The sequence below is a fragment of the Xenorhabdus anantnagensis genome (genome assembly GCF_028598555.1).
Taxonomy (GTDB): domain Bacteria; phylum Pseudomonadota; class Gammaproteobacteria; order Enterobacterales; family Enterobacteriaceae; genus Xenorhabdus; species Xenorhabdus anantnagensis.
The window spans coordinates 72,652-90,148 of record NZ_JAQRFN010000010.1 but is presented as its reverse complement, the minus strand read 5'-3'; the positions used below and the strand labels follow the sequence as shown (position 1 = coordinate 90,148).

General features: G+C 43.1%; 15 protein-coding genes. All 15 read left to right on the top strand.

Features of this window, described 5'->3' with window-relative positions; genetic code table 11:
- Positions 1-21 precede the first annotated feature (21 nt).
- The 15 genes from PSI14_RS09870 to ndk all read left to right on the top strand — a co-directional run bounded on the left by PSI14_RS09870 (position 22) and on the right by ndk (position 17,316).
- The gene (locus PSI14_RS09870; RefSeq protein WP_273575735.1) at positions 22-1,236 is read left to right on the top strand and encodes an IscS subfamily cysteine desulfurase; all 1,215 of its coding nucleotides are present in this window, start codon (positions 22-24) and stop codon (positions 1,234-1,236) included.
- Positions 1,237-1,260: 24 nt separating this feature from the next.
- Positions 1,261-1,647: a Fe-S cluster assembly scaffold IscU gene (gene iscU, locus PSI14_RS09865; protein WP_099113763.1), complete on the top strand. Its 387-nt coding sequence runs from the start codon at positions 1,261-1,263 to the stop codon at positions 1,645-1,647.
- Positions 1,648-1,755: 108 nt separating this feature from the next.
- On the top strand, positions 1,756-2,079 hold the full coding sequence (iscA, locus tag PSI14_RS09860; protein ID WP_092519085.1) for an iron-sulfur cluster assembly protein IscA: 324 nt from the start codon (positions 1,756-1,758) through the stop codon (positions 2,077-2,079).
- A 78-nt stretch (positions 2,080-2,157) separates the two neighbouring features.
- Positions 2,158-2,679 carry a co-chaperone HscB gene (gene hscB / locus PSI14_RS09855; protein WP_273575734.1) on the top strand — a complete coding sequence of 174 codons (522 nt, stop codon included), beginning with the start codon at positions 2,158-2,160 and terminating at the stop codon, positions 2,677-2,679.
- 128 nt (positions 2,680-2,807) lie between these two features.
- Positions 2,808-4,655 carry a Fe-S protein assembly chaperone HscA gene (hscA, locus tag PSI14_RS09850; RefSeq protein WP_273575733.1) on the top strand — a complete coding sequence of 616 codons (1,848 nt, stop codon included), beginning with the start codon at positions 2,808-2,810 and terminating at the stop codon, positions 4,653-4,655.
- 2 nt (positions 4,656-4,657) lie between these two features.
- Complete coding sequence (gene fdx / locus PSI14_RS09845) at positions 4,658-4,993, top strand: ISC system 2Fe-2S type ferredoxin (RefSeq protein ID WP_047962953.1); 336 nt, start codon at positions 4,658-4,660, stop codon at positions 4,991-4,993.
- A gap of 14 nt (positions 4,994-5,007) precedes the next feature.
- Positions 5,008-5,202 (top strand): Fe-S cluster assembly protein IscX, encoded by a 195-nt coding sequence (iscX, locus tag PSI14_RS09840; RefSeq protein WP_092519081.1) that lies wholly within the window; start codon positions 5,008-5,010, stop codon positions 5,200-5,202.
- Positions 5,203-5,379: 177 nt separating this feature from the next.
- The gene (gene pepB / locus PSI14_RS09835; RefSeq protein ID WP_273575732.1) at positions 5,380-6,675 is read left to right on the top strand and encodes an aminopeptidase PepB; all 1,296 of its coding nucleotides are present in this window, start codon (positions 5,380-5,382) and stop codon (positions 6,673-6,675) included.
- A gap of 182 nt (positions 6,676-6,857) precedes the next feature.
- Positions 6,858-7,286 carry an enhanced serine sensitivity protein SseB C-terminal domain-containing protein gene (locus PSI14_RS09830; protein ID WP_273575731.1) on the top strand — a complete coding sequence of 143 codons (429 nt, stop codon included), beginning with the start codon at positions 6,858-6,860 and terminating at the stop codon, positions 7,284-7,286.
- A 307-nt stretch (positions 7,287-7,593) separates the two neighbouring features.
- On the top strand, positions 7,594-12,696 hold the full coding sequence (locus PSI14_RS09825; protein ID WP_273575730.1) for an alpha-2-macroglobulin family protein: 5,103 nt from the start codon (positions 7,594-7,596) through the stop codon (positions 12,694-12,696).
- 57 nt (positions 12,697-12,753) lie between these two features.
- Positions 12,754-15,087 (top strand): peptidoglycan glycosyltransferase PbpC, encoded by a 2,334-nt coding sequence (pbpC, locus tag PSI14_RS09820; RefSeq protein WP_273575729.1) that lies wholly within the window; start codon positions 12,754-12,756, stop codon positions 15,085-15,087.
- 224 nt (positions 15,088-15,311) lie between these two features.
- Positions 15,312-15,872: a DUF2975 domain-containing protein gene (locus tag PSI14_RS09815; protein ID WP_273575728.1), complete on the top strand. Its 561-nt coding sequence runs from the start codon at positions 15,312-15,314 to the stop codon at positions 15,870-15,872.
- 8 nt (positions 15,873-15,880) lie between these two features.
- On the top strand, positions 15,881-16,087 hold the full coding sequence (locus PSI14_RS09810; RefSeq protein ID WP_273575727.1) for a helix-turn-helix domain-containing protein: 207 nt from the start codon (positions 15,881-15,883) through the stop codon (positions 16,085-16,087).
- A gap of 67 nt (positions 16,088-16,154) precedes the next feature.
- Positions 16,155-16,472 carry a hypothetical protein gene (locus tag PSI14_RS09805; protein ID WP_273575726.1) on the top strand — a complete coding sequence of 106 codons (318 nt, stop codon included), beginning with the start codon at positions 16,155-16,157 and terminating at the stop codon, positions 16,470-16,472.
- Positions 16,473-16,887: 415 nt separating this feature from the next.
- Positions 16,888-17,316, top strand: coding sequence for a nucleoside-diphosphate kinase (ndk, locus tag PSI14_RS09800; RefSeq protein WP_273575725.1), 429 nt, complete (start codon positions 16,888-16,890; stop codon positions 17,314-17,316).
- Positions 17,317-17,497: the final 181 nt, after the last annotated feature.

The window sequence follows — 17,497 nt, the reverse complement described above, 5'->3', positions numbered from 1 at the left end:
GTCTTACGGAGCATGTGAGCAATGAAATTACCCATTTATTTGGACTATTCAGCAACAACACCAGTTGATCCACGTGTTGCTGAAAAGATGATGAATTATTTAACTATTGACGGGATCTTCGGTAATCCGGCTTCCCGTTCACATCGTTTTGGTTGGCAAGCTGAAGAAGCGGTTGATATTGCGCGTAATCAAATTGCTGATTTAATTGGAGCAGACCCGCGTGAAATCGTGTTTACTTCAGGTGCAACAGAATCAGATAACCTCGCAATTAAAGGTGCTGCAAAATTTTATCAGAAGAAAGGCAAGCACATCATCACCAGCAAAACTGAACACAAAGCAGTTTTAGATACTTGTCGCCAGCTGGAGCGCGAAGGCTTTGAGATCACTTATCTGGCACCAATGAGCAATGGCATGATTGATCTGAAAGAGCTGGAAGCTACCATGCGCGAAGATACAATTCTGGTTTCCATCATGCATGTCAACAACGAAATCGGTATTGTTCAGGACATCATGACCATTGGTGAAATGTGCCGTAGCCGTGGCATTATTTTCCATGTTGATGCAACTCAAAGCGTTGGTAAATTACCGATTGACATCAGCAAGCTGAAAGTTGATCTAATGTCTTTTTCTGCTCATAAACTTTATGGCCCGATGGGAATTGGGGCGCTGTATGTTCGCCGTAAACCACGTGTGCGTATCGAAGCACAACAGCATGGTGGCGGTCATGAGCGCGGCATGCGTTCAGGTACATTGCCGGTCCATCAGATTGTTGGCATGGGTGAAGCTTACCGTATTGCGAAAGAAGAGCTGGAATCAGAGGCAGAACGTCTGCGTGGTTTGCGTCTGCGTTTGTGGCACGGCATCAAAGATATTGAAGAAGTTTACCTGAATGGTGATTTGGAACTGGGTGCGCCACACATTTTGAATGTCAGCTTCAACTATGTTGAAGGTGAATCATTGATGATGTCATTGAAAGATTTGGCGGTATCTTCCGGCTCAGCATGTACTTCAGCGAGTCTGGAGCCTTCTTATGTCCTGCGTGCACTGGGCATGAATGATGAACTGGCACACAGTTCTATTCGTTTCTCTTTGGGGCGTTTTACCACAGAAGAAGAAATAGACTATACAATCAAGTTGATTCACAACGCGATTGGTCACCTGCGCGATCTTTCTCCATTATGGGAAATGTTCAAACAGGGCGTGGATATCAGCGCCATCGAATGGTCTCATCATTAATCAGACGGTTTCAGGAGTAACGATATGGCTTACAGCGACAAAGTAATTGATCACTATGAAAACCCACGTAATGTTGGTTCATTCGACAGCGAAGATCCTTCAGTGGGTAGTGGAATGGTAGGTGCACCCGCTTGTGGTGACGTTATGCGACTGCAAATTAAAGTCAACGATGAAGGTATCATCGAAGACGCGCGTTTCAAAACCTATGGTTGTGGTTCTGCAATTGCATCCAGTTCTTTGGTAACAGAATGGATGAAAGGTAAATCATTGGAACAGGCTGAGGCGATTAAAAATACTCAGATTGCTGATGAATTGGAACTGCCACCAGTGAAAATCCATTGCTCTATTTTGGCAGAAGATGCTATCAAAGCAGCTATTGCTGATTACAAGAGCAAGCGCCAAGCCAAATAACGCTTTTCATAAAGAAAGAATTCGCAAAAAAGAATTCGTAAAAAGAAAATAATTCTGGTGGATATTGCTGCAATATCCACCTTTACTAGTTTTAAAGTGAGGTGTTGTATGTCAATTTCCCTGACAGAAAGTGCAGCCCAACGTATTTTGGCCTTTCTTGACAATCGAGGAAAAGGTGTCGGGTTGCGTTTGGGAGTGAGAACTTCCGGCTGCTCTGGTATGGCATATGTACTTGAATTTGCTGATGCAATTAATGAAGAAGACCAAATTTTTGAAGATAAGGGCGTGAAAGTCATCATTGACGGTAAAAGCATCCTTTACCTTGATGGTACTGAGTTGGATTTTGTTAAAGAAGGTCTGAATGAAGGCTTTAAATTCAACAACCCCAATGTTTCCAGCGAATGCGGTTGTGGGGAAAGTTTCCACGTTTAATCCCATTTTTTTACCCACATTTTGCGAAACTAATTGTATTTTGCGAAACTAATTGTATTTGCAAAACAAGAGTAACTTATGGACTATTTTACTTTATTTGGGCTGCCCACACGTTATGCGATTGATCGTGAACAGTTGGCGACCCGCTATCAGGAATTGCAACGCCAGTTTCATCCTGATCGTTTTGCCAACCAGCCAGAACGTGAAAAAACGCTGGCACTTCAACAAGCCGCTACTATCAATGACGGTTATCAGACGCTAAAACATCCCTTGAAACGTGCTGAATACATACTATCTCAGCAGGGATTTGATCTATCCAACGAACAGCACACGATGCAAGATACGGCTTTTCTAATGCAGCAGTTGGAGTTACGTGAAGAGCTTGATGCCATTGAACATAGCGTGGATCCAGAAACAGCATTGAACGGTTTTTCATCTCGCTTGAATAAAATGATTAAAACGCGTAGTGAGCAGATGGAACAGCAACTAAATGCTGCCGAATGGTCAATTGCAGCCGATACAGTCCGTAAATTACGCTTTCTGGATAGATTACAGCAGCAGGTTGAACAACTGGAAGAACGGTTATTGGATGACTTTTAACTGACTTTTAGCTGAATCATATTGTTCAGAATAATTTTTGGCTGAATGGATTTCAGTTGAATAGATTTTGGCTGATATAGATTTTGGCTGATATAGATTTCGGATGATATAGATTTATAGGGGCACACATGGCTTTATTACAAATCAGCGAACCTGGTTTATCTGCTGCACCACACCAGCGTCGGCTGGCTGCGGGGATTGATCTTGGTACAACTCACTCTTTGGTTGCGACTGTCCGTAGCGGTCAGGCTGAAACATTGGCAGACAGTGATAACCGTCACTTGCTTCCCTCTGTTGTGCAATATCGTCAAGAAGACATTCAAGTCGGTTGGCAGGCGCGTCAGCAAGCTGCATCTGATCCTGTCAATACTGTCAGCTCAGTCAAGCGTATGATGGGACGCTCTTTGGCAGACATTCAAAAACGTTATCCCAACCTGCCATATCAGCTTCAGGCAAGTGAAAATGGTTTGCCATTGATCAATACCGTAGCGGGATTCGTCGATCCTATTCAGGTTTCTTCTGAAATATTGAAATCGTTGACACAACGGGCAGAAGAAACCTTGGATGGTAAACTTGATGGTGTCGTGATCACGGTTCCCGCTTATTTTGACGACGCACAGCGTCAGGGCACTAAAGATGCTGCTCGCTTAGCTGGCTTGCATGTTCTCCGCCTCTTGAATGAACCTACTGCGGCAGCCGTTGCCTATGGCCTTGACTCCGGTCAGGAGGGTGTAATCGCCGTTTACGATCTTGGTGGTGGAACATTCGATGTCTCCATTCTCCGCCTTAGCCGGGGAGTGTTTGAAGTGCTGGCAACAGGGGGAGATACCGCCCTCGGTGGTGATGACTTTGATTCACTGCTGGCAAATTGGATACGTGATCAGGCTGGAATCAGCGATAACGACCACAAATTGCAGCGTCAGTTGCTGGATATTGCCACTCAAGCCAAAATTACCTTGAGTGAGGCAGATCGGGCAGAAATCAGCATTGCTGACTGGCAGAGCAGTATTACCCGCTCCGAATTCAATGAATTGATTACTTCTTTAGTCAAACGCACACTACTCTCTTGCCGTCGGGCGCTGAAAGATGCGGGCGTGACAACTGATGAGGTTTTGCAGGTTGTCATGGTTGGCGGTTCAACGCGAGTTCCGTTGGTGCGCACTATGGTAGGCGGATTTTTTGACCGTGAGCCGCTGACTTCTATCGATCCAGACAAAGTTGTCGCTGTTGGCGCTGCAATTCAAGCCGATATTCTGGTAGGCAACAAACCAGACAGCGAAATGCTGTTACTTGATGTTATCCCGCTGTCACTGGGTTTGGAAACAATGGGAGGGCTGGTGGAAAAAGTCATTCCACGTAATACCACTATTCCCATTGCAAAAGCGCAAGAATTTACCACTTTCAAAGATGGTCAAAGCGCGATGAGCATTCATGTGGTGCAAGGCGAGAGGGAATTGGTCAATGATTGCCGTTCACTGGCGCGTTTCACACTACGTGGTATTCCACCATTGCCAGCTGGTGGAGCACACATTCGTGTGACCTTTCAGGTCGATGCGGATGGTCTGTTGAACGTTAGCGCACTGGAAAAATCCACGGGCGTTGAAGCCTCCATTCAGGTGAAACCTTCCTATGGTTTGTCGGATCAAGAAATCGCTCACATGCTCAAAGATTCCATGACTAACGCGCAGGAAGATATCCAGGCACGTAAATTGGCTGAACAGAAAGTCGAAGCGGCTCGGGTGTTGGAAAGTTTAACCAGTGCATTGGAAAAAGATGCGGATTTACTGACTCAAGAAGAACAAACGGCCATTGATGCTGCCGCACAAGTATTAATTGAAAGTGCTCAAGGGACATCCCCTGATGCGATTGAAAGTGCAATTAAACAATTGGACAAACAAACGCAGGAATTTGCAGCGCGCCGTATGGACACATCAATCCGCCGGGCTTTGGCGGGTCATTCTGTGGATGAGATTTAATTATGCCTAAAATTGTATTTTTACCTCATAACGAACTTTGCCCTGAAGGAGCAGTATTGGACGCTAAGGAAGGCGAGTCAATTTTGGATGTTGCATTACGCAATGGCATTGAAATTGAACATGCTTGTGAAAAATCCTGTGCGTGTACCACTTGCCACTGTATCGTCAGAGAAGGCTTTGATTCATTGGAAGAAAGCACTGAACTGGAAGATGACATGTTGGATAAGGCATGGGGGCTGGAGCCGGAAAGCCGATTGAGCTGCCAGACCAAAGTTACCGATGAGGATTTAGTTGTTGAAATCCCTAAATACACCATTAACCATGCGCGTGAACACTGACAGGAGAGCGGAAAATGAAATGGTCTGACTGTCGTGATATCGGCGAAGCGTTGTATGATAAATTTCCTGATTTAGATCCTAAAACAGTACGTTTCACCGATATGCATGAATGGATTTGTGAGCTGGATGGTTTTGATGATGATCCACAGAAATCCAATGAAAAAATATTGGAAGCTATTTTGCTAGTATGGTTGGATGAATACGAGTAGTGCGAAATTTGCCCAAGAAAAAATAGCGCAAGCTCACCGATCCTTGTTCAATAACTTGGCATAGTCTGAATTTAATGGAAAACTGGCAATCGCCAGTTTTTTTATATCAATAAACCCTTACTGTGAAACAGTGAGCGATGTGACACAGTGAACAAATAAGATAAGAAGTGAGAAAAAATGACAAAGCAAATCATGCCAATAACACTGTCTTATGAGCCAGCTAGCGCTTGCTGGGGTGAAAGAGCATTAATTAGTTCAAGCGAGCAGGGAATCACTATCCATTTGGAAGGCAATGGAAAGCTGGGTGCAATTCAACGCGCTGGACGTAAAATTGATGGGCAAGGAATTCGCAATATTGCTTTAGTGGGTGATGGTTGGGATCTGGAAAAAAGTTGGGCATTCTGGTTGGGTTTCCGTTCACCTAAGGGATTGCGCACAATTGAGTGGCCGCAATTACCCGCGATGGAAAAACAAGAACTGGAAAGAAGGATCAAATTCATTGATTGGGTACGTGATACCATCAACCTTCCGGCAGAAGACTTGGGGCCAGAACAGCTTGCCCAGAGAGCGATTAATTTACTGACTGATGTAGCGGAAGATGCCGTTAGTTATCAAATCATCAAAGGAAATGAATTGCATGAACAGGGATATGCCGGTGTACATACTGTCGGTCGCGGCTCTTCCCGTGACCCTGTGTTCTTGGCCTTAGATTTCAATCCGACAAAAGATGCAAAAGCACCTGTTTTTGCCTGCTTGGTTGGTAAAGGCATTACCTTCGATTCCGGTGGATACAGTATCAAGCCTTCGAATTTCATGGAATCTATGAAATCAGATATGGGTGGTTCTGCGACATTAACGGGAGCGTTGGCTCTGGCAATCAGCCGTGGATTGAAACATCGCGTAAAACTGTTTTTGAGTATCGCTGATAACATGGTGAGTGGTAATGCTTTCAAATTGGGAGATATCATTCACTATCGAAACGGCAAAACGGTTGAAGTGATGAACACGGACGCGGAAGGTCGTCTGGTTCTGGCTGATGGTTTGATTGATGCCAGCGCGGAAAAAGCGCAACTTATTATTGATGCTGCTACCTTGACTGGCGCAGCAAAAATAGCAGTAGGCAATGATTACCATTCAGTACTGAGCTTTGATGATCAATTGGTATCTGACTTAATGGCGGCAGCAGATAATGAAAATGAATTATTCTGGCGCTTACCTCTGGCGGAATTCCATCGTAGCCAACTGCCATCCAATTTTGCTGATCTGAATAATATTGCGTCACCCGCACATTCGGCAGGAGCAAGCACAGCAGCAGCGTTCTTGTCTCACTTTGTAGAAAATTACAAAAAAGGTTGGGTACATATCGATTGTTCAGCAACTTACCGTAAATCATCTGTTGAACAGTGGTCTGCGGGTGCAACAGGCTATGGTGTGCGCACGATTGCTAATTTATTGCTGGCAAAAGCAAGATAATGGAATAAATTAAAAATAGCTTTCTTAATAGCTCCTTTTATGGGGAGCTATTGTTGAAATTTTTAATGGTTTTACTTCAATTCAAACAGCATTAACTCAAACAACATTTATTTAAACAATATTTATTTAAACAACATTTAGTTAAACAACAATTAGTTAAACAACATTGTTCGGAGATTTTCATGAGTTTATCAAATGGGCCTATCTCTACCGAAATAAAGGTTCCTAGCGGAAGCCGCATTACTCTGAGTCAGCCAGAAGAACAGCCAGCTGAGCTTATTGAGTCACTGATTGATTTATTCAAACAGCATAAATCTGTTCGGCGAGCTTTTTTAGTCATGGCCCATGATAAAAATGTGGATGAAAAACCCAATTTGTTAATTGGTTTGGAATTCAGTGCGACATTGACAGACAGTGAGATTAATTTTTTGCTTCAAGAAGCAGGTGAATTGGCTTGCGAATATCTCGATGAAGACGAATCTGTCGATTTCTGCTTGCTGGATGAAAAAGAACGAGGTATTAGCCATTACTTGATTCAGCATACTCAACCTTTTTATCAGCGTAAATTAGGTAGTTGGTTGCGTGATACCATTCCTGTTGTCAATCAATAGTGGTTGAATTCTGTAACATGGCACTATTTTTCACCAATTTTACCCCATGGTTTTTATGATCTACTTTTTTACGATCTACTTTTGCGTTCTACTTTCCTTGTAATTTGATAATTTTTGCTAAACGAATATTGCGAGGAGCATCGAAAATCGGCAAGAACATGGGGTATAAATATAAGACGCATTTCTCTTTGATCAGAAATTTAGTTATTTTTTTCTACTCTTTGGTTATGAAAGATAAGAAGTACCATAATGAACATCCAAAAAAGAATACTCCGGCATATCGGGTAAATTGATAAGGATTATGGTTATGTATCAACGACAATTGTGGCAATGGGTGATAAGGAGAAAGCGATATCTGGCGGTGATGTTCGCCATGTTATTTTCATTATTCGCGCTATCTGGATGCGATCAATCCGAAAACCCTGAAAAAGATAAGCTGCACACATCATTATCTCAAAATAGCAACTCTCAAGATGCAAAAGCTAAATCAGAAGCATCGACGGATAAAGTTGCAGAATCCAAATACACAGAATCCAAAATTGTGAAACCTAAGGCCGAGGAACCCAAGGCTACAGAATCTATAGTAGATATCAGAACGCTGGCAAAACGCTATGCAGGTAAAGATGTCACCATCTTGGATGCTTCCGAACTGCAATTGGATGGTGCCAGCGCAATGGTGGTGACATTCTCCGTTCCTCTGGAGCCTAACCAAAATTTCTCACAAAAAATGCACCTTGTTGATGTGAAATCGGGAAAATTGGATGGTGCATGGGAGCTTTCCAATAACCAGATGGAACTCAGATTGCGCCATTTACCGCCTTCCCGTGAATTACGATTAACGGTTGATGAAGGTATAAAAGGCATCAATGAGCGTAGATTGACGACAGGTTATCAGAAAAAATTTAATACAGCGCCTATCACTCCTACCGTTGGCTTTGCCAGCAAAGGCTTATTGCTACCCAGCAAGGCAGCAGAAGGATTACCTGTTCTGGCCCTCAATGTTGATCGCGTAGATGTTAATTTTTTCCGCATCAAAGATGAAGCATTGCCTTCATTTATCGCCAACTGGCAATACCGCAGTAACATGAGTTATTGGAACTCCAAGGAATTATTGCAAGAAACTGAATTAGTCTATACAGGGCGTTTTGATCTCAACCCTATCGTTAATACCCGTGAAAAAATATTGCTGCCGCTCAGTAATATCAAAGAACTGCAAAAAGATGGCGTTTACCTGGCAGTTATGCAACAGGCGGGAAAATATACCTATAGTAATCCAATAACCCTGTTCACATTGAGTGATATTGGCGTCTCCATGCACAGTTATCTGAACAGAATTGATGTCTTTACCCAATCACTGGAACAAGGCTCTGGCCTGAAAGGCGTTGAAGTTCGTTTATTGGACGCCAAAGGGCAACCGGTGGCAAAAGCAACGACAGATAGCGATGGACATGCTTCGCTGGAAAAAAGTGACAAAGCAAAATTATTACTGGCAACCCAGAATGGACATACCAGTATGATCGACTTGGATTCACCAGCATTGGATCTCTCTGAATTTGATATTGGTGGGCCACAAGGATATAGCAAACAGTTTTTCGTATTCGGTCCAAGAGATCTTTATCGACCAGGAGAAACATTGATCGTTAATGGCTTACTGCGTGATGCTGATGGTCATCCGCTTAAATCACAGCCAGTTAAAGTGGATGTATTGAAAGCAGATAACCAGGTTGTTCGCAGTTTTGTCTGGCAAGCGGAAAACGGTTTGTACCAATATCGTTACTCGATTCCCCGTGAGGCCGAAACAGGGATGTGGTCACTGCGATTTGACTTAGGTGATAACGTGCCACGATATTACAAATTTAACGTTGAAGATTTCATGCCTGAACGAATGGCACTTGAGATTAAAGGAAACGTTAATAATCAGCCTGTATTGACCGATCAAAATGTTGAATTCGCCATAACGGGTCGTTACCTGTATGGCGCTCCTGCTACTGATAATCGTTTGCAAGGGCAATTGTTCTTGCGTCCTGCCCGTAATGCCGTGGCAAAATTACCGGGATATGAATTTGGCTCTGTAAAAGAAACGGATTTGAGGCGGACACTGGATGAATTTGACTTAACCTTAGACAGTGAAGGGAAAACCAACCTTTCTGTCAGCAGTAGTAACTGGAAATCCGTCACATCTCCGGTGACAGTCATTGTACAGGCCAGTTTGCTGGAGTCTGGCGGGCGTCCGGTGACACGCCGGGCTGAACAGGCTGTCTGGCCTGCTGAAAAATTGGTTGGTATACGTCCGTTGTTCAATAAAAAGGTAATTTATAATTATCGCACTGGCCATGATGAACACCGCTATAACGTGGATGAAAATTCACTGGCAGAATTTGAAATAGTTTATGTGGATGCCAGTGGTAAAAAATATGCTGCGTCAGAATTAAGGGCGCGTCTGATATATGAACGTCGTGATTACTATTGGCGTTGGTCTGACAGTACTGGTTGGGATTCGGGTTATGACCAGAAAGATTTGGTAATGGCTGATGAACATGTTCAGACTGCGGAAAATGGTACAGCTAAAATCAGTTTCCCTGTGGATTGGGGAGCTTATCGAATTGAAGTTGTAAATCCACAAAATCAGATCGTTACTAGCTTAAATTTCTGGGCGGGTTATTCATGGCAGGATAATACTGGAGGTACTGGGGCAGTACGCCCGGATCAAGTCAAATTGTCACTGGATAAACCTGCCTATAAACCGGGCGAGAAAGTGAAAGTGCGCTTGGTTGCACCACAAGAGGGTAAAGGTTATTTGTTGGTAGAATCCAGTGATGGCCCGTTGTGGTGGCAGGAAATAGATGTTCCAGAAAAGGGTTTGGATGTTGAGATTCCCATTAATCAGGCGTGGGCACGCCATGATTTGTATCTTACTGCGGTTGTAGTGCGTCCAGGTGATAAATCCCGTCAGGCAACACCTAAGCGGGCAATCGGTGTATTACATCTGCCACTGATGGATGAGGGGCGTAAGCTGAACTTAGCCTTGAATGCACCTGATAAGATGCGTCCAAATCAGGATCTCACAGTCAAAATCAAAGTAACTCCTCAGCAGGGGCAACAACTTCCTAAACAAGTTAATGTTCTGCTCTCAGCGGTAGATTCAGGGGTATTAAGTATTACTAACTTTAAAACTCCCGATCCTTATGAAGCGTTCTTTGGTCGTAAACGCTATAGCGTTGATCAATATGATGTTTACGGTCATCTGATTGAAGCGGAAGGTCGTCAGGCAAATCTGCGCTTTGGTGGAGATGGGAATGATAGTGCTCTGGAGCGAGGGGGTAAAAAACCATTAACGGAAGTCAAAATTATTGCAGAGCAAGCCAAGCCAGTTACTTTGAATGCTGATGGGGAAGGTGAGATTACCCTGCCTATTCCAGATTTCAATGGAGAACTCAGATTGATGGCACAGGCATGGAGTAGTGATGAATATGGTCACAATGAACATAAAATCATTGTCGCAGCACCGGTCATTACTCAAATGTCATTGCCTCGCTTTATGGCGGGAGGCGATCAGTCCCAACTGTCGTTGGATATCACCAATTCAACTGAGCAACCTCAAGTCCTGACATTGAAGTTTACTGCTGAAGGATTGGTCAAATTACAAGGTGTGACAAGCAAAAAACTCATATTGGAAAAAGGGAAACGTACAACAGTTAAAATTCCGGTCAAAGCAGATTATGGATTTGGACAGGGCGAAGTCTCCCTGACCATTGATGGCCTGAACCTGCCTGACGAAAAACTGACGCAGTATAAAAACAGTTGGAAAATAGGTGTTCGCCCTGCATATCCGGCCAAAACTATCCAATTTTCTGATGTGATTCACCAAGGTCAAAATTGGCAATTACCACTGGCAGCCATTTCAGATTTGGCTCCAGAAACGGTAGAAGGACAGTTATTACTGACCAGCAGTCCACCATTGCAAATCGCCCGTTATATTCGTGAATTATATGCTTATCCTTATGGTTGTTTAGAGCAGACAGTGAGCGGGCTTTATCCGTCACTCTATTCCAATGAGGCTGAATTGAAAAAGCTGGGTATCAATACTCAAAGTGATGAAAAGCGCAGAAAGGCCATTGAGGCGGGGATTACACATTTGCTGAGCATGCAGCGCCATGATGGCGGCTTTTCGTTGTGGAATCGTAATGGTGATGAAGCGTTCTGGTTGACTGCTTATACGACGGATTTTCTGTTTCGTGCAACCCAGCAGGGATACAGCGTTCCCGCTGATGCCCTGAAAACAGCTAATAACCGTTTACTGCGTTACCTGCAAGATAGAACCATTATCACTGATCGCTACAATGGTTCGCGTATAGCGACACAATTTTCTGTGCAGGCCTATGCAGGTTTGGTCTTGGCTAATCAGCAGAAAGCACCGTTGAGTGGGTTGAGACAGCTTTATGAACGTCGGGGGCAGGCAGCAAGTGGCTTGTCTCTGGTTCAATTGGGAATTGCACTGAAAATGATGGGTGATAATACCCGTGGCAATGATGCCGTTCGTTTGGGCGTTAATAAACCCCGCGAACCTGGTTATGGGTTGGGTGACTATGGCAGTGTTATCCGTGATAATGCGCTGATTGTTGCCCTGTTGACAGAGCACAATATGTTGCAGAAGGATCGTGACGAAAAATTGCTTAATTTATCCAATGAATTGTCTAGTCACCGTTACTTCTCAACACAGGAGAGTAATTCGCTGTATCTGGCTGGACGTTACTTTATTGGCGCTACTGAACAATCGTGGAAAGCAGCAATTAACCAGCAAATGCCGCCAATTAACCGTGATAGTGCATTGACTGAGACATTAACGGCAGACCAGCTTTCAAAAGGTGTGGATATCAGCAACCGTGGTGACAGTACACTGTACTCGCGCTTGAATATAGTGGGATATCTACTGAATACCCCTAAACCGCACTCAAATGTTTTGAAAATTAAGCGTACTTACTTTGACTTAGAAGGTCATACAGCCCACATCGGACATATGAAAAGTGGGGAGATGATCGTTGTTAAGTTGGAAGTCAGTGCAAGCCAATCAGTGCCGGATGCATTGATAGTAGATTTACTGCCAGCCGGATTGGAGATTGAAAACCAAAACCTGGCAGCCAGCAGTGCCAGCTTGAATGACAGTGCGACGGGTTTGAAAGATTTTATTGAAGAAATGCAAAATGCGGATATCCGTCACATCGAATACCGTGATGATCGCTTTGTTGCCGCTGTTGCTGTGCCATCTTATAAATCAGTGACATTACTGTATTTGGCTCGTGCAGTTGCACCAGGAGTTTATCAAGTACCAGCACCACAGGTTGAATCCATGTATGTCCCTAACTGGCGTGCCGTGGGTGAAACCGACTCAAGACTGGAAGTTGTCCGTTAATCATCATCAGCCTCTATCCCGGAAGATAGGGGCTATCTCTTTTCGGATACGGTTTTAATGAGAAAATTATTCTCCCGAAGTTATCTGCTTATCTTGACGGTTACGCTGGCTATTGTGTTGGTTTCCTCCACCACAATGTGGTTGGCAGATAAAATCTGGCCGTTGCCCATATATAACGTCAAAATGGCGCGTGTAGTGGTGGGAGCTGATGGCTCACCGTTGTGGCGTTTTGCTGACAGCGAGGGGATTTGGCGTTATCCCATCACCTTAGATCAAGTTTCTCCAGAATATCTTCAGGCACTACTGGCTTATGAAGATCGCTGGTTCTATAAACATCCCGGTATCAATCCGCTCTCCCTTTTACGGGCTGCATGGCAAGATCTTCGCGCAGGAAAAATAGTATCAGGGGGCAGTACCATTTCCATGCAGGTTGCCCGACTGATAGATCCACATCCACGTACTTTTGCGGGAAAATTCAAACAAATTTGGCGCACATTGCAGTTGGAATGGCACTATTCAAAAGATGAAATTTTGGAGATGTACCTGAATCGAGCGCCTTTTGGTGGCACATTGCAGGGTGTTGGAGCTGCAAGCTGGGCTTATTTAGGGAAATCACCGTCAGAACTTTCGTCTGGAGAGGCGGCGTTATTGGTTGTATTGCCACAAGCCCCCAGCAGATTACGGCCGGATCGCTATCCAGAACGAGCACAAGCAGCACGTGATAAGGTATTGCAGCGACTGGCGCAGTATCATGTTTGGTCAGAGAAGAAAGTGGCTGATATCAAAGAGGAAAACATATGGTTGGCTCCACGTCAGGTTCCTCATCTTGCGCCATTATTAGCAAGGCGAATGACGAATGAAAATCAGCAGGAAGTGATCCAATCGACCATTGATACTGGTCTACAACGTCAATTGGAAGACATAGTACTCAACTGGAAATATCAGTTGGCAGCCAAAACATCAATTGGCGTATTAGTTGTGGATCACTCTGACATGTCTGTTAAAGCTTATATTGGTTCTGTAGATTTTCAGGATGACAGTCGTTTTGGGCATGTGGATATGATAAGCGCGTGGCGTTCGCCCGGCTCCACATTGAAACCCTTTTTATATGCTATGGCGTTGGATGATGGGTTAATTCATGCTGAGTCTTTATTGCAGGATGTTCCTCGTCTCTTTAATGACTATCGACCCGGTAATTTTGACAGTGGATTCAATGGGCCGGTGAGTGCTAGTGATGCCTTGGTCAGATCGTTGAACTTGCCCGCTGTACAACTTCTTGAAGCCTATGGTGCCAAACGATTTACGGCTAATTTACGCAATGTGGGAACGAAACTGCGCTTCCCATTGGGCAGCGAACCGAATTTATCCCTTATTTTAGGAGGGACTGCCGCTCGTATGGATGAATTGGTTTCGGCATACAGTGCTTTTGCCCGTCAGGGAAAAGTATCTCCACTGCGTTTTACACCGCAACAAAAAGTACGGAACAGGCAATTGTTCTCTGCCGGGGCGGCTTGGATTGTCAGAAGGATTATGGCGGGAGAAGGACTCCCTCAACCCGATAATATTTTGCCCGCCAGTGTCCCGCTGGCATGGAAAACAGGTACAAGCTATGGCTATAGAGATGCATGGGCAATTGGCCTGAATGCGCGTTATACCATAGGTGTTTGGGTCGGCAGACCAGACGGAACTCCTGTTATTGGTCAGTTCGGGTATGCCACGGCGATACCAATCATGAATCAAATCAATGGATTATTAATGGAGAATTTGCGTTATAGCTCAATGCGTATTCCTATTGATCCTCGACCAGCCAGTGTCACGCAAGCAATCATTTGCTGGCCGAGCGGAACTATCCTGTCCCAAGGTAGCAATAACTGTCGGCAGCGTCGTTTGAGCTGGATTTTGGATAATACGATTCCCCCAACACTATCTGCCGTGGAACAGGAAGGTATTTCAGGGATCAACGAACGGATATGGCTGGATAAAAATGGCTTGCGTGTTGCGCCTGATTGTCCTGATGCCCATCTTGAAACGATAAGCCTGTGGCCAATCTCGTTAGAAGCATGGTTACCCATTAACGAACGTCGTGCAAATCGGCTTCCTCCCATTAACCAACAATGCCCACCCATGAAAATGGATCAAGCACCATTATTGATTATTGGAATTCGTGAAGGAGAAGTATTGAAGCGTATTCCGGGTAAAAAGGATTTGGACTTGCGGATTACGACACAAGGAGGCAGTGGTAAGCAATGGTGGTTTTTGAATGGTGAGCAAGTTGCTGTGACAAAAAATAACCAATCTTGGAGTAAGACTTTATCACAACCAGGTAAATATCAGCTCAGTATCTTGGATTTGAGTGGACAAATCAGCTCAATCAATTTTGTGTTGAAGTGACTCATGTTGAGGTGACTTGTGTTGAAGTGATCTCAGCATTGTTTTTGGCATTAAACTTCTTTTGACATTAAATTCCCCATAAATAATTTCATTAAAAACATGGTGTTAGCCATGTTTTTTGTTTCCACATGCAGTTTATTTCATATTTAACGATAAAAAATTATTGTTTTACGATAATCTTCGTTTATAATTTGATCTAAATTCAAAAATGGATAATATGCATAATGCACAATTCAAAACTCACACGAATAACGACACTTAGTTTGCTGATGTCTAAATTATCGTTATTGATTATTATTGCCGTGATGGTGGCGAATGTTCTTAGCTGGCTGGAACCAAAATTAATTTTGGAAAAATATGGATTGGAGCTTGCACTGACTGGGAGAATATTATCCCATTTTGATAAGGACACTTTTGGTGCATGGAAGTTAATGGGAGGAATATTGATATCAACCATCCCACTATTATCGTTAGTTGGCAGTTTTTGGGCTTTTTATCGATTGTTCGGCAATTATAGAAAAGGTGATTATTTCTCCAAAGGTACGGTTAAATATTTAGAATATGCAGGTTGGGGAGTGATTTTATGGAGTATCTTAGACATTTTGTGTCAACCTCTATTAACGTTGTGGTTAACAATATCTGCGCCAGTAGGTGAACGCTTTATTTCAGTAAGCTTAACTTCCAGCCATTTTGTTGCGATTTTCATTTCAGTTTGTCTGACGATTATCTCGCGTATTCTTTATCAAGCATGTGATATATATGAAGAAAATCAGAGTATTTTATAGGGGATACCGTGGCAATTCTTATTAATCTTGACGTGGTCATGGCAAAACGTAAGGTTAAATCTAAAGACTTAGCTCTAGCCATTGGTATTACTGAACAGAATCTTTCCCTGCTGAAAACAGGGAAAATTAAAGGTATTCGATTTTCTACCCTGAATGCCATTTGTCAATATTTGGATTGCCAACCTGGGGATATATTGGAGTTTAAAGAAGATTAGTCAGTGATTCAATCATTATACCCAATAGATTGAGAGATTAATTAAACGTCAACAGTGAGGAAATAAGGTGAAATATTTTTCATATGTTTTATTGCTGGGAGCATTTTATATTCCTGCATCTTTTGCTGATACATCAGTGACAAGTATTAAACATAACCAAGAGCCTGTCCAACAGGGAGCATTGATAAAATGTACAGATTTATTACCCATAGACCGTAAATATACCATTAGCATTATTGGTACATTGGATAAAACAACCAAAGATACTAATGAGCGATTAAAAGGGGAACTTAAAGTTTCTGATGAAACTAATAAACCATTAAATAAGGAAATGACCGATGTGGTTAAACCTTTTGTTCAATGTGTCACAGATACAGTTTTGTAATTGATATTCAGTTAAAAAACACCAATTCAATGATCCTGATCAGAATGCCTATTTGGGATTTATTCGCCTGAATAGGCATTATTTTATAGAATTAACAGAGCATGAGAGAACAACATACAATGCAGATACTTTATCCGATATTAAGGTTAAATATTAGTAAATCAGTTTAACTTGTAGGATGTAATCAAGCAAAAATGTGATTTATGCTAAAAAATGATAATTTTCGCTAAGAAAGTTTTAATAAAATGTTGTGTTTTTTGTAGGCAAGCAGAAAGTCTCCTCCTATAATCAACGCCTATTTTTATTCCTGTCAGATATCTGATACAGGGTAGAGCTGTCCCTCCGGTTTTGTGTGGGACATAAAAATTATAACAAATCATCGAATCATCGCTGAAAGTGCCAAAGAGGTTACCCAATGACAATTGAACGTACTTTTTCCATTATTAAACCCAACGCAGTTAAGAAAGATGTTATCGGTTCTATCTATGCTCGTTTTGAAAGCGCAGGGTTTAAAATCATTGCGGCCAAAATGCTGCATTTGACTCGTGAGCAGGCGGAAGGTTTTTATGCTGAACACAAAGGCCGCCCTTTCTTTGATGGTCTGGTGGAGTTTATGACTTCTGGCCCAATTATGGTACAAGTTTTGGAAGGCGAGAATGCGGTTCAACGTCACCGTGATCTGATGGGCGCCACTAATCCTGATAATGCCTTGGCAGGTACTCTGCGTGCAGACTATGCAGACAGCTTTACTGAAAATGCGGTTCACGGTTCAGACTCTGTGGAATCTGCAAGTCGCGAGATTGCTTACTTTTTCAGTGATGATGAAGTTTTTCCTCGCTTTTAAAGCCCTTAGCTACATGTAGCATCTCAGTAGCATATAAACAGTAAAGTTTGTACAATGATACGCCCCACTGATTTGATTCAGCGGGGCGTTTATTATTTTATTTCAATGTTCATTCAATTTGGCTCAAATGCAATCTGGCCTAAAAAGAGAATGATCATTGAATTGGCAGTTACCGCATGAA